This window comes from Geomonas sp. RF6 (assembly GCF_021044625.1).
GTDB lineage: Bacteria > Desulfobacterota > Desulfuromonadia > Geobacterales > Geobacteraceae > RF6.
In genome coordinates, this window is record NZ_CP087999.1 from 4,834,392 (window position 1) to 4,848,371 (window position 13,980).

The following is a 13,980-nucleotide window of genomic DNA, read 5'->3' on the forward strand; positions in this document are numbered from 1 at the left end:
GACACACGATGGTGAAGACATTCCGGGAAAAGCGCATATGCTTCGGTCTGCTGCTGGCTATACTATTGGCCCTTGGCTGCGCGGCACACGCCCTGGGGGCATCTCCCTCGCAAAAGCAAAGGACCTTCGACTCCGCTGAGGAGGCCGTGAAAAGCCTGATCGACGCGGTAAGAAGTAGGGATTCCGGGGAAGTTCTTGCCATTCTCGGCCCTGGGTCGCGGGAGATCGTCACTTCCGGGGACCCCGTGGCCGACAAGTCCGGCAGGGAAGAATTCCTCAGACTGTATGACGAAAAGGCGGTAATCGAAGGGGCAGGTACCGGTAAAGCACTCCTGTCCATCGGAAAGGAGGGTTATCCCTTTCCTATCCCGGTAGTCAAAAAGAGCAGAGTGTGGGTCTTTGACGCCAAGGCAGGAAAGGAGGAGCTACTGAACCGCAGGATCGGCCGCAACGAGTTGAAGGCAGTCGACGTCCTGCACGCCTACGTGGACGCCCAACGTGAATATGCCGCCATGGATCCGAACCATAACGGAGGAGAGTTCGCCCAGAAGATCCGCAGCACTCCGGGGAAAAAGGACGGGCTCTATTGGGAAGCGAAGGACGGCGAGGACGAGAGCCCCCTCGGTCCGTTGCTCGCCCAGGCAGCAAGGGAGGGGTACCGCGCGACAAACGAAAAGCGTATCCCCTACCACGGATATCTCTTCAGGATCTTGACAGCCCAGGGCAAGAATGCCGACGGGGGGGCCTTTGACTACGTAGTAAACGGAAAAATGGCCCTTGGCTTTGCTCTGGTGGCGTACCCGGCACAATACGGCTCGTCCGGCGTCATGACGTTCATCATTAACCAAAAAGGTATCGTCTACCAGAAGGACATGGGACCGGACACCGGCAAAGTTGCGGCAGCCATCAAACTTTACAATCCCGACAAGAGCTGGAAGAAGGTGGAACCGGATACATCTGTAGCGGGAGACGCAACGGGAAGATGAAGAGATCGCGAGAGATGTGCGAGCAGGGGATGCCGTCATAGCCATGCCCTGCGTGCCTTCGGCAGACCGCTGGAACCGGTCTTCAAATCTGTCGGCGCCGTCGTGGGATTGGAGGCCCCCTCAAATGGTACTTTTCAGGCTGGGCTAAAGCTTCACTGCAGATGTCAATTGCTGAAATACCAACTTTGCGCCGTAGTTTGTCAGATGGTTTGTATCGCGGTACAGCGGGTTCAAACCTGAAGTGTGCCCGTTAAAGCACTGGGCATCACCACATCCAAGTCCTATCAGGCGGTCCCTCTCGTTGAACAAGGTAAATTTTGGTGCCTGAGTCAACATCTCGATCCGGCTGTCGACGTAATCTGCCGCAGCCTCCTTGACTGTTTTGACCTGATCGACCTTATTGAGCATTGCCGCACGCATAGGCTCGACAGAAAGGGAATATCTCGGGGTGAAGAAGATGACATGGGCATTGAGTTGAAGCATATGGTGGATCAAAGCTGACAAGTAATCCATGTCCTTGCGCAGCAACTCCTTGTCGCTATGCCCCGTATGACTGTAGTACGCGCCGATAACTACGATATCGTCAAAACGATTTTTTTCGATCACTTCTTCAAGAAGGCGCATTGCCTTGCCACATTGCCCCCCGTTCACCCCCGCCTGACTCGGAAGGAATCCGCACCCGCCGACTGAGAATTGCCAGGCGTCCAGCTTCTCGATCGTGACGTACCTGCGGAATTCGGCCGAGTAATCTGCACTGTGAGAATCCCCGACCAGCAGTATTTTTTTCGCATCCGGCTCAATGTTAACTCTGCCGATGCTGGCCCCTTCAGAAATGCACAGGTTACCATCCACTCCTTCGGGAGAGACAGGTATGAGCGCGGCGGATTCGAAATAATCCCTCGGAAGGGTGCTTGGTGCAGTCCTGGCTGTGAAGCCGTTTTTAGCGTGCCCGGCAAAACCCGTTGCCAGGAAGAACACGGTGCACACGGCACCATAGCGGAAGATCTGTGCGCGGGAAAAACGGCGACGATCCCTGAATGGCGTCTCAACGTACTTCCAAGTCAGATATGCGAGGATTGCCGTAGCAAGCACTAGCGTTGCTAACAGAAGAAAACTTGGCTCGTTGAGACTCCTATGCCTGGCAAAGGCAAACAACGGCTGGTGCCATAAGTATGCGCTGTAGCTTATTAGCCCAACACCAACGAGGTGCTTACTTCCCAGAAGCCTGCCAACGAGAGTTTGAGGCGTTGCAGCTACGATGATGAGTGCTGTGCCGATCGTCGGTATAAGTGCATACACGCTTGGAAAGGGAGTTCCCTTGTCGAAGGCGCATACGGCGTATGCAATCAAGGAGAGACCGGCGAAGCTAGCGAACTGCTGTGAGCAGTTGACTTCATCACGTGCAGAGTCATTGCCGGAGAGATAGAACGCGGCGAAAACGCCGATCAGTAGTTCCCACACCCGAGTAGGCAGCAAAAAGAAAGTGAAGGTCGGATGCGCCAGCGAACCCCACTGCGCTATACCTAGACTTATGACAGCCACCACAGCGAATATCGTGACTATCCACCGCCTGCCCACCTTCCACGTCAGCAGCAGGACGATTGGAAACAGCATGTAGTATTGTTCTTCTACAGCCAGGCTCCAGGTGTGTAACAGCGGAACCAATTCAGTAGAGGCGTCAAAGTATCCACTTTTGAGAAAGAAAAAGACGTTCGAAGAAAAGCCCGAAACAGCAACCAAGCTTTGTGAAAACACCTTCATGTCCGAGGGGAGCAACCAGAGCCAGGCAAACGGTAAACAGGCAAACATCACGACAAAGAGCGCCGGCAGTATCCGCCGCGCTCTGCGCTCGTAAAAGCTCGCCAGCGTGAAGGTGCCGGCGCGCTTCTCAGCAAGTATGACAGAGGTTATCAAGTAGCCGCTGATGACGAAAAAGACGTCAACTCCGACAAATCCACCTGAAAATAGTCGAAAGCCTGCGTGAAAAAGTATGACCGGGATGACTGCCAAAGCACGCAGCCCGTCTATCTCTGGTCTGTATTTCATAGCTCCTGCCACCTGTAAATCCCTCCACCGGGTCGCAATGCTAGTTCCCCTGTCGGCCAACGTCAACTGTTTTCCCGGCCAATGACAGATTTACCTTTCGTCGATGTCAGGGCGGGTGGCGGCTGAGCGCTTAGGTGGATTCTATTCTTAATTGCACCAGTTGATGTAAAAGCAGGACATGACAGGCAAATCTGGTAGTGTGTGAAGCGCGACCAACACATACCCCAGGAGGAGCCCGCCATGTCCCACACGCATCTTACAGAAAATGAGCGATATGTCATCAGCCATTTGAAGGTGGCGAAATTTAGCCTTCGCGAAATCGGCCGTAGGCTTGGACGCCATCACACAAGCATCATGCGCGAGATTGCGCGCAACGGCCCGACATACCCCGATGGAGTTTACTGGTACACCTTCACGCATGGCACTGCGCTTAAACGTCGTCACCAGCCCAGGTCTTTCCGGCGGCAGGACAACGCCGATCTGGTCGCTTACGTTGAAGAGAAATTGATGCTGGATTGGCCACCTGAAGCCATTGCCGCCAGGCTCAAAATGGATTTCCCAATGGACCGGGCGATGCGCATCAGTCATGAAACCATCTACCGCTGGATTTACCTAGACGCCAGAGAAGGTGGCGAGCTTCACAAGCATCTTCGCCGTCGGAGGCGGAATCGCCGTAGGCAAACGCGCTACTGCGCAGGACGGCGGTTCATTCCGGGTCGAGTCTCAATTAAGGAGAGGCCGGCAGTAGTTGGTACCAGAGAACGATTTGGGGACTGGGAAGGCGACACGCTGCACGGTGCGAAAGGCGCAGGAAACCTTGCCACGTACGTTGAGCGCAAGAGCCGCTTTTTACTTGCCGCAAGACTCGCAGACAGAAGGGCCGCAACCATGACGGATCATAGCGCGAGGTGCTTCAGCCCTCTGCCCGAGATCCTCTGCCAGACAGTAACCGTTGATAACGGTAGTGAGTTTGCGGAATTCAAAGATCTGGAAACTAAGACAGGGCTTACCGTGTATTTCGCGGATCCTTATGCGTCTTGGCAGCGTGGCACCAATGAGAACACAAACGGCATCTTGCGGCACTACTTTCCGAAGGGGTTCGACTTCAGGACCCTATCAGAGGAAGAAATTCAGCAGGTCGTGAAACAGGTCAACGATCGACCACGAAAGTGCCTCGGCTACCGGACTCCTGCGGAAGTTCTGCGTGCATCATTCGGTGGTGCATTTACAACTTGAATTCACCTTAGGCTGGACGGGGCGAGGGGGACAGGCACCTTCTAATGGGAGGCGCGAGGGGGACAGGCAGCTTCTCATGTGCAGAAGCGCTGAGGACTGGATCGGAAGGAACTGTACTGCTTAAAATGCAAGGGGACTGGCACCTGCGGAGCCAGTCCCCGAAAAACAGTGGTGCAGAAGACGCAAAAAAGGGATTGGCCATATCAGCCGATCCCTTTAAATTTGTTTGGTTGCGGGGAGAGGATTTCCCTCTGACCTTCGGGTTATGAGGGACACTGCCTCTAGGTCGTCTTCCCCTATCATTCAGTAACTTACAGCAATTTTGCTCAGTTGTCTATCACGCCTCGGCTTGCCATGTCACCATGTTTGCCATATTTTCCAAATTTGGTGTACAAATTGGTGTGCAGCTATCAGCATCGCGGAGAAAGTCTGACAGGTAGAAACGCGGTCCATGTGGAGCGTCCACGAGGGGAATTGGGGATTGAGCCCGTACTAGGCAATGTATAAGTGATAGAAAGCAATACACACGGCCGCCTCATCAAGACCACCCTCCTCACCCCTGTTCATCGGACCAGAGCTTAGTCTGTTGACATTGAGGTTCGTTTATATTATCGTAAAGTCCCTCACATGCAAGGTGTTCTGACTATTGAGTATAAGCCACATCCCCTTAAGGCATCATGCGATGTCTCTTCAGTGAAAAAAGCTAAAGAATCTACTGCTCGCGACAAAGTTCACCACCCGGAATCGATCATCTACCCTGTTCCTTGGTAATCCCCTGCGAAGGAAGCCAGGGAGTGCACTCGACCACCAATAGTATTTAATAACAAAAGAAATGTAATGAGTCATAGGATACTGCTTATACTTCCTGCATATAATGTCGAGAGGGGATTCGAGGATATCCTTTCGCAGGTTCCACGGTCTCATACACTCATCGTAGACGACGGGAGTTACGATAGCACGTATGAAGTGGCGATGGATCTAGGATTTTCGGTTGTCCGACATACTGCGAATCTCGGTGTTTCAGCTGCGATCAGAACCGGCGAGTCCTATGCTAGGCTCCATGATTACACCCACGTGATCCTGATGGACGCTGATGGCCAACATCCACCACACTTGCTGGATACCTTCCGCCATGCGCTAAGCAAGTCCGACTTTGTTCTCGGTGATAGGTTTGGACATCTCGAAGGCATCCCCCCACAAAAAATTGCTTCTAACTTGTTTGCCTCTCTTCTGATCGATGAAGTAGTGGGAGTATTTATAAGAGACGTATCGTGTGGCTATCGCGGATACAGGTTAAGCCAGAGAACATCGCGAAATGTAATAAGTGGTTATAGTGAGATTTACAGGAAGGTGATTTTCAATGCGCTCACAGGTGTCATGCCTATGAGGATCCCTGTACCGGCTATTTACGATACCACCTTTCCGGTTGCTACCAAACGCAGCGAAGTGCTCGCCGTGTGTAATGCACTTTCACTTTTTGTTGCTGACAATCCTCTTCTCGCACATATTTTGGACTTAGCCAACACCAGAGAAAATATCACTGCACAAGTTGGACCCGCATCATTTTCAGCTCTGTATTACCCGGATTTTGACTCATATGTCTTTACTACAGATACATCACAGGCGATTGCACTCTATGGCGATTAGAAGCATCGGGGTCATTCCCGATGGTACCAGAAGATGGGCGGCGCGAGAGGGAATCAGTTTGCCCTGCAGTTACGCCCACGCCTTTAAGAATTTGACTAAACATATCGATGCGCTCTCCAAACGCGGCGTCAGACACATTCATGTGTACATGTTCAGTCTCTACAACCTCAAGAGGATTCGGGACGAAATTGACGCCTGTCTGGATGCTGAATGTGAATTCATCGACAACCTTGTTGCCAGAGAAATCCCAATAGCTGTTTATGGCGACATAGAGGCTATGAGGGATGCTCACGCACGCATTGCAGAAATAATGGAAAGGCTCCGCTACGTCCAACATCCCGAGGGCGATGCAACCACCGTCCACCTATACATAGGCTACTCTTTTGAAAATCATCTACGCGCACTTTTGGCCGGGAAAAGGGAGATTTCATCCATAGTGGAATCACTGGCAGCCGAAAGAATTGACCTACTTATTCGTACCGGGGGAGCATCAACTTTAAGTGATTTTCTACCTATTCATTCGAGGTATGCGCAACTGCATTTTCTTCCGGCTTTGTTCAATGATTTTACTGTACGTGAACTGATATCGATATGCGAGCAACATGATGCTGCTTCAAAAGCCTACAAATACGGAGAGTGATACGCACGCTTATTCTGTGTGTCTGATGAGCATAAGGTTGTCTTTTATGCCCTTGTGGCATTTGGTGCCTTGTTAGCATCCGCCGTAACCCAAACCTGGGATCGAATTCACTACCGAAACATTGCCGCAACCGGTGAAAAACGAGGTTCTCGTGAGATGTTAGTGCAGAATTACCCCAATAAATACCGGAAGCGCCATTGAAAAAGTTCAGAAAACGGCTTTAGGAGTGTCTTGCGCTTTTCCGGTCATGCCGGAGATACCTGCCGTGGCAGCATAGGCACCTATACACCCGTCTTCCAGCCCTCCTTTGCTGCGAGACAGCGACAACAGATTTAAAGTTACAGGAGTTAGATGATGTCGATGCCAACTTTTCCCTCTGAAATAGATGAGGACGAGGCTTCCGCGCCCATAATGCCCGTTGTAGAGAATCTTGGTCCCCCTCCAGGAGATAAGATTCTTGCGACGTTCCGTTTCGACTCTATCTATTCTGATTCGTTGGTCGAGATCACTCTTGTGTCCTCGAAGCCGTTCACTGTGTGCTTCAACTGCAAAATCGTCCATGTAGCCGTTGGAGTGTGCAGTGACTATGTTGGCAGCAGAATGAACTCCGTGCAGAAGGATGGCAGTTACAGGATCGTGTTCCATTCACTCGGATGCATCAAGCAACTCTCCGTAGAATCACCACACGGTGATGGTCCACATGCGTCCTACGGGATGCGTTGGTTCCCTTTCGTCTCATCCTCCATTCAGTGCGCAATCACGGCTAATCTTGCAATCGCCTGCGTTGTTCTGGACGCCCCGGATGCCTTCCGCCTGATTTGGTACTCGGCAGATGTTAAGGACCCGGACTGCAATAAAGCTATGCTCAGTCATTCGTACGCGCCTGATCGTTCAAAGTATGTCTTCATGTGGGATGACGATACGGCTCCTGGTGAGTACAGGATTTCTTCTCAGATTCGGCTTGGTGGGATGATTCTACTTAAGGCACTCAATATACCGATGTACTACGGAATCCTGACGTTGATTGGTACTGCAGCGGCCTCGTTCCAGTCGAAATCTCTTGCTCTTGGTGCAGTAGTGGCAGCTTGGCTCTTTCTTTTGCGTCAATGGTCGAGTCTGGCGCTACCACAAAGAAACATATTACTCACACGAATTTACCAGGCAGGCGGGCTCGTCATTGCCGCATGGACGCTGATGTGGGTTTACTGTGGGTGGGCAGGACTATCAGCGATAGTTGCAATTTCGCTTGCTTACTACCGGCTCAGCGAGGTCATGAACGACTTTTCTTTTGTCGGACGACTTCCTCCCCATTGGGAGCAGCATTGGTCGCAGTCTGTTTATGTGGCAGACCTTTCGCAAAAGACATCGCTGAGAAATAAACAACTTGTGCCACAATTGCCTGAATCACCAACAACTGGGATGAAACAAGATCCGTGGGGTCGCACTTGGACATCGGACAGACAAGCGACGTAACGGCAATGTGTGGATCCAAACGAAGGTGCATAAGATGGTGCACAGAACGCAAAAAAGGGATCAACCTTTATTGGCTGATCCCTTTGATTTTGTTTGGTTGCGGGGAGAGGATTTGAACCTCTGACCTTCGGGTTATGAGCCCGACGAGCTACCAGACTGCTCCACCCCGCGTCATCGTTCGAACTCAACCTTTATACTAAATACCGTTCCCTTAGTCAAGGAAAACATTACTGTTTTTCACTTCTTGCTGCTCAGCCGCTGGCGCACTACCTCGAAAAGCATTATTCCTCCGGCTACGGAAGCATTTAGCGAGTTCACCCCTCCCTGCATCGGGATGCTCACTATCTCGTCACACCCTTTGCGCACGAGAGGTCTTATCCCTCCACCTTCTCCGCCTATTACCAGCGCTACTGGGCCAGAAAGATTCTGCTGATAGATGGTTCCCCTGGCGGAGCCGTCGGCTCCGTAGATCCAGAAGCCGGCAGCCTTCAGCGCTTCGAGCGCCTGCGAGAGATTGGTCACCTGCGCTACTGCTATCGTCTCGGTGGCGCCGGCAGAGGCTTTGTCGACTGCAGCTGTGACGCCTGCGGCGCGGTCTTTCGGTATCACTACTCCGTGAGCCCCTGCGCAGGCGGCGCTGCGGATCAGGGCGCCGAGATTGTGCGGGTCCTGCACGCTGTCGAGAAGAAGGATCAGCGGGTCGGGCTCGCTCTTCGCCTTTTCGATCAGGTCTTCGAAGTCGACGTAGTGGTATGGCTCGACCTTGAGAGCAATGCCCTGGTGGTGGTCGGTGCCGCACAGGCGGCTGAGATCCTGCTTGTCCCGCTGTCGCACGGGGACCTTGCGCTCGGCCGCCAGTTTCAGCAGGCGCTCCATGCGCTTGTCGGCGCTGGTGCCCGCTACATACAGCTCATATACCTGGCGGGTGCCGCGCATCGCTTCTATTACGGGATTGAGGCCGTAGATTATTTCTTCTTGCTTCGACATGCTCTGGGGCCTCTGTTTTGGTGGGACGTGGTGGATCACTGTTCAATGCTGACTGAGGACACCCATCCTCACCCTGTCCCTCTCCTTGAAGGAGAGGGGACGTTGGGGAAGGTATCGCGGCTAAAGGGCTGCGCCTTCCCTATACTCTGCTCTGTTTGCTACTGGTTTCCCAAAATCTCCGCAACGATCATCTCCGCGGCTTTCACCGGGTTTTCGGCTGCCGCTATCGGGCGACCGATCACCAGATAGTCGGCGCCCTTTTTCACCGCTTCGCCAGGTGTCATTATGCGCTTCTGGTCGTCGGTGGATGAAAAGCTCGGACGGACGCCTGGGGTGACGATCAGGAAGTCTTTGCCGCAGGCTTCACGGATCAGCTCTACTTCGTGCGGGGAAGCGACTACACCGTCGACGCCGGCGCTCTTGGCGAGCTTTGCAAGCTTCACCACCATTTCCGGCACGGACAGCTCTACGCCGATCCCGCGCAGCGTCTCCTCGTTGGAGGAGGTAAGGACGGTGATCGCAAGGACCTTAGGACGGTCCTCGCCGCTGAACTCCTTGTCGAGCGCTTCCATCGTCTTCGACATCATCTCGTAGCCGCCCATTGCGTGGAGGTCGCAGAGCTTGACGCCGAGGCGTGCGGCTTCGAGGGTGGCCATGGCGACGGTGTTGGGAATGTCGTGATATTTGAGATCGAGAAAGATCTGGCCGCCACGCTTCTGGATCAGTTCAACTGCGGCAGGCCCCATGGAGGTGAAGAGCTGCTTGCCGATCTTGAACATGCCGACGTGCGATGCCAGCAACTCCCCCCAGCGCTCCAGCTCGTGGGCGCTCTTTACGTCCATCGCGAAGATGATTTTCTCTATGGCTTGTTCTTTGGTCATTTGATGCGGTTTCCTTTTTCCTCTTCCTCCACCGTACATGACGGAGGAAAAGGAACCCCATCCCCACCCTGTCCCTCCCCTTGAAAGGGAGGGGACGTGAGGGAGGGGGTGTTGGCTAAAGAGGATCTGCCTTTGCTATCCTCGCTGTCTTTGCAGCTTCGGCTGCGACACTGTTGCTTTACGCCTTCAGTGCTTCCTCGACGGCTTTCTTCACCTTCTCCACAGCATCGGCGACCGGGAGGATTTCGACTTCCCCTCCCCTTCTCTCCTTGAGCTCGACGTTGCCGTTTGCCAAAGCCTTCGCACCTACCACTATGCGCAAAGGGATGCCGATAAGGTCTGCGTCCTTGAACTTGAAGCCGGGGCGCTCGTCGCGGTCGTCGAGGAGGACTTCCACGCCTGCCTGCTGCAGCTCTTCGTAGATCTTCTCGGCGGCTTCCTTCACGGCTTCGTCCTTCGCGCCGATGACGGAGACGATGCAGTGGAACGGGGCGATGGGGATCGGGAAGATGATGCCGTTTTCGTCGTGGTTCTGCTCGATGCAGGCGGCGACGGTACGGCCGACGCCGATGCCGTAGCAACCCATGTAGATCACCTGCTCCTTGCCGTCGGCGTCGAGGAAGGTGGCCTTCAGCGCTTCGGAGTACTTGGTGCCGAGCTTGAAGACGTGGCCGACTTCGATGCCGCGCCAGATCTCCAGCGTGCCGCTCTCGCAGCGCGGGCACGGGTCGCCGAGGACGACGTTGCGGATGTCGGCAAAGGTGGCGACCTTGAAGTCGCGGTCCAGGTTCACGTTCTTCAGGTGCATGTCGGCTTCGTTTGCTCCGACCACGAAGTTGTGCATCCCCTGGACGGAAAGGTCGGCGACGATGCGCACCTTGAGGCCGATGGGGCCGGCATAGCCGGTCGGCGCGCCGGTTACGTTCTGCACCACTTCGTCGTTGGCCATCTCGATCTCGTTGCAGCCAAGAACATGCTTCAGCTTGATCTCGTTGAGGTCGAAATCGCCGCGCAGCAGCGCCACGACCGGCTCGTTGTCCGCCAGGAGCACCAGGGTCTTCACCACCTTGGAGGGATCGACGTCGAGGAAATCGGAGACTTCTTCGATGCTCTTCTTTCCCGGGGTGGCGACGCGCTCCAGCGGGCGCGGGTCGGCGTGCTCGACGGCGGCTGCCCTGCGGGACTCGGCCTTCTCCATGTTTGCCGCGTACTCGCAGGCGGAGCAGGAGACGATGGCGTCCTCACCGGAGTCGGCAAGGACCATGAATTCGTGGGAGGAGGTGCCGCCGATGGAGCCGGTGTCTGCCTCCACCGCGCGGAACCGGAGCCCGCAGCGCTCGAATATGCGGCGGTACGCCTTGTACATCTTCGCGTAGGAAACGTCGGCACCCGCCTCGTTCACATCAAAGGAGTAGGCGTCCTTCATGATGAACTCGCGGCCGCGCATAAGGCCGAAGCGCGGGCGGATCTCGTCGCGGAATTTGCCCTGTATCTGGTACAGGTTGATCGGCATCTGGCGGTAGGAGCGGATCTCTTTACGCACGAGGTCGGTGATGACTTCCTCATGGGTGGGGCCCATGCAGAACTCCGCGTCCTTGCGATCGTGGAAGCGCAGCAGCTCCTTGCCGTAGAATTCCCAGCGCCCCGACTCCTTCCAGAGCTCAGCCGGCTGCACCGCGGGCATCAGGAGCTCGATGGCGCCGGCCCGGTTCATCTCCTCACGGACGATCGCCTCGACCTTGCGGATGGAACGAAGCCCCAGGGGGAGGTAATTGTAGATGCCGGCTGCGAGCTTGCGGATCATGCCGGCACGCAGCATCAGCTGATGGGAGATCACCTCTGCATCGGAGGGGGTCTCCTTCACGGTGGGGATGAAATACTGGGAATAGCGCATGTTGTAGACCTCTTCCTGGACAATTGATTTCAAAAAAATAAAAACTATCCGCAGATCGCGCAGAGTTCGCAGATTTTGAACCCCCAAGGGGTCGAGTATCTGCGGTATCTGTGTAATCTGCGGATAGAAGAACCTGCCTTTGATTCTATTACTTCTTTACCGCCCGTTCCACTTCTTCGATGAGGGCGTTGGCCATTTCCGATTCGGGGACCTTCCGGATCACCTCGCCGTGCTTGAAGAGGAGCCCCTCCCCTTTTCCGCCGGCGATGCCGAAGTCGGCTTCCCGCGCCTCACCCGGGCCGTTCACCGCGCACCCCATGACGGCGACCGTTATCTCTTCCTTTACATCCTGCAGCCTGCGCTCGACTTCTTCCGCCACCGGGATGAGATCGATCTGGCAGCGCCCGCAGGTGGGGCAGGAGACAAAGTTAATGCCGCGCTTTCTGGCGCCGACCGCCTTCAGTATGTCGTACGCCACCCGCACCTCATGAACCGGATCACCGGTGAGGGAGACGCGCATGGTGTCGCCAATCCCGTCGGCGAGGAGGATGCCGAGGCCGACGGCGGACTTGATGGTGCCGGAAAATACGGTGCCGGCTTCGGTGACGCCGATGTGCAGCGGGTAGTCGATCGCAGAGGAAAGGAGGCGATACGCCTCGACGGTGCGCATGACGTCGGAGACCTTGATGGACACCTTGATCTCCTGGTAGCCGAGCTCCTCGAGAATACGCACGTGGCCCAGGGCGGACTCAACCAGCGCTTCGGCGGTGGGGTGCCCGTATTTCGCGAGGATCTCCTTCTCCAGGGAGCCGCCGTTTACGCCGATGCGGATCGGCACCTGGCGCTCCGCGGCGGCCTTGACGACCTCGGCGACCTTCCAGCGCTCCCCGATGTTGCCGGGGTTGAGGCGCAGCCCGTCCACACCTGCCTCCAGCGCCTTCAGCGCGAGGCGGTAGTCGAAATGGATGTCGGCGATGAGAGGAAGGGAGCTTCCCGCTTTGATGGTGGACAGGGCCAGTGCGGCGTCCATATCGGGGACCGCGCAGCGCACGATCTCGCAGCCGGCGGCGGCGAGACGGACGATCTGGTCCAGGGTCGACTTGGTGTCGCGGGTATCGGTGGAACACATCGACTGGACCGAGACCGGAGCTCCCCCGCCGATCTTCACATTACCTATCTGAATCTGCCTGGTCGGTTTTCTCATAGCGGAGCATAGTAGCTAAAAGAGGAGTGAAAAGCAAGCAAACCGAAAGCTGTAGAAAGAGATGACGGGAGTGCTGCACACGCATCCAATGTGGAACCAGCTCTGACAGATGAAGTTACATTGCGGCGGCTCGACCAGTGATCGTCTCGATCGATCTGCGCGCAATGCAACTCATCCTTTACTCCTGCCTCCTGGTGAATGTACCCATAAGCTCTGCAGTGGCAATGGTCGAGTTCCTGATGGCCTGCTCAAGAACCTGCGCTGTGGCCGCCGGTGAGAGTTCGATCTTGTGCTTCAGCGCGTAGAGACGGAAGAAATACCGATGCGTGCCGGAGGGGGGGCACGGTCCGCCGTAGCTCTTCTTCCCCCAGCTGTTGCTCCCCTGGATCGCTCCGCGCGGCACGCTGTCTTCGGCGATCGAGGTCGTTGTCGGCTCGATGTTCCACATTACCCAATGTATCCAAAGCCCCGCCGGCGCGTCGGGGTCGGAGACTACCAGCGCCAGAGACTTCGCCTCTTGAGGCACACCGCTTATCTCCAGCGGCGGATTGATGTCCTGCCCGGCACAACTGTATTTCGCGGGAATGGCCGCCTTATTCTCGAAGACCGGGCTCGTCAGTTTCATCTCGTTCATCTTCCTTGCCTCCTTTGCCTGTAGAGGGAGAGTACAGCAGAGTACCACGGCTAATGCCAACGTCGCTGAGAAGATTCTCCTGGGCACAATCCACACTCGCCTCATGTTTCACCTCGTTTAATTTCACCGGCAGGTCCCCGGTACATTCTACCCCGTGCAGAGGGTGGTGCAATTTCTCGGCGGAACGGAGTGAGGGGAAGTCATATTTGGCAAACAGGATCATCGAGTGATGGCGACATCTCGCACCACTGCCCGTTTCCGTCATTGACACTGCTCGCAATTACCTTTAAGTATGAAGCATGAAAAATAAAAGCAGCCGTCCCGAGAAGAGAACCATCCACGCATCCACACC

Annotated in this window: 11 protein-coding genes and 1 tRNA gene; 5 read left to right on the top strand and 7 right to left on the bottom strand. The window is 55.2% G+C overall.

Annotation, left to right across the window (positions count from 1 at the left end; all coding sequences use genetic code 11):
• Positions 1 to 8 precede the first annotated feature (8 nt).
• Entirely contained in the window at positions 9 to 986 is a 978-nt protein-coding gene (locus tag LPW11_RS20545) for a DUF2950 domain-containing protein (protein ID WP_230995735.1), read from the top strand.
• A 144-nt stretch (positions 987 to 1,130) separates the two neighbouring features.
• Here the strand turns inward: LPW11_RS20545 and LPW11_RS20550 are convergent, their stop codons facing one another.
• Positions 1,131 to 3,032 (bottom strand): acyltransferase family protein, encoded by a 1,902-nt coding sequence (locus tag LPW11_RS20550; RefSeq protein WP_230995736.1) that lies wholly within the window; start codon positions 3,030 to 3,032, stop codon positions 1,131 to 1,133.
• A gap of 240 nt (positions 3,033 to 3,272) precedes the next feature.
• On the opposite strand from LPW11_RS20550, the gene LPW11_RS20555 reads away from it, so the two are divergent.
• From LPW11_RS20555 to LPW11_RS20570, 4 genes are all read left to right on the top strand, one after another.
• Complete coding sequence (locus LPW11_RS20555) at positions 3,273 to 4,268, top strand: IS30 family transposase (RefSeq protein ID WP_230994357.1); 996 nt, start codon at positions 3,273 to 3,275, stop codon at positions 4,266 to 4,268.
• A gap of 837 nt (positions 4,269 to 5,105) precedes the next feature.
• Complete coding sequence (locus tag LPW11_RS20560) at positions 5,106 to 5,915, top strand: glycosyltransferase family 2 protein (RefSeq protein ID WP_230995737.1); 810 nt, start codon at positions 5,106 to 5,108, stop codon at positions 5,913 to 5,915.
• Positions 5,905 to 6,555, top strand: a complete 651-nt coding sequence (locus LPW11_RS20565) for an undecaprenyl diphosphate synthase family protein (RefSeq protein WP_230995738.1) — start codon at positions 5,905 to 5,907, stop codon at positions 6,553 to 6,555. The genes LPW11_RS20560 and LPW11_RS20565 overlap by 11 nt, the downstream gene beginning before the upstream one ends.
• 354 nt (positions 6,556 to 6,909) lie before the next feature.
• Complete coding sequence (locus LPW11_RS20570; RefSeq protein ID WP_230995739.1) at positions 6,910 to 8,028, top strand: hypothetical protein; 1,119 nt, start codon at positions 6,910 to 6,912, stop codon at positions 8,026 to 8,028.
• A 94-nt stretch (positions 8,029 to 8,122) separates the two neighbouring features.
• Here the strand turns inward: LPW11_RS20570 and LPW11_RS20575 are convergent.
• The 6 genes from LPW11_RS20575 to LPW11_RS20600 all read right to left on the bottom strand — a co-directional run bounded on the left by LPW11_RS20575 (position 8,123) and on the right by LPW11_RS20600 (position 13,628).
• Positions 8,123 to 8,199, bottom strand: a tRNA-Met gene (locus LPW11_RS20575).
• 66 nt (positions 8,200 to 8,265) lie between these two features.
• On the bottom strand, positions 8,266 to 9,015 hold the full coding sequence (rlmB, locus tag LPW11_RS20580) for a 23S rRNA (guanosine(2251)-2'-O)-methyltransferase RlmB (RefSeq protein WP_230995740.1): 750 nt from the start codon (positions 9,013 to 9,015) through the stop codon (positions 8,266 to 8,268).
• A 158-nt stretch (positions 9,016 to 9,173) separates the two neighbouring features.
• A complete protein-coding gene (gene pyrF, locus LPW11_RS20585) occupies positions 9,174 to 9,896 on the bottom strand; it encodes an orotidine-5'-phosphate decarboxylase (protein WP_230995741.1) in 723 nt (240 codons plus the stop codon).
• Between the two features lie 178 nt (positions 9,897 to 10,074).
• A complete protein-coding gene (locus tag LPW11_RS20590) occupies positions 10,075 to 11,790 on the bottom strand; it encodes a proline--tRNA ligase (protein ID WP_230998335.1) in 1,716 nt (571 codons plus the stop codon).
• 148 nt (positions 11,791 to 11,938) lie between these two features.
• Positions 11,939 to 12,994 carry a flavodoxin-dependent (E)-4-hydroxy-3-methylbut-2-enyl-diphosphate synthase gene (gene ispG / locus LPW11_RS20595; RefSeq protein ID WP_230995742.1) on the bottom strand — a complete coding sequence of 352 codons (1,056 nt, stop codon included), beginning with the start codon at positions 12,992 to 12,994 and terminating at the stop codon, positions 11,939 to 11,941.
• 178 nt (positions 12,995 to 13,172) lie between these two features.
• Positions 13,173 to 13,628, bottom strand: coding sequence for a YbhB/YbcL family Raf kinase inhibitor-like protein (locus tag LPW11_RS20600; protein ID WP_230995743.1), 456 nt, complete (start codon positions 13,626 to 13,628; stop codon positions 13,173 to 13,175).
• Positions 13,629 to 13,980: the final 352 nt, after the last annotated feature.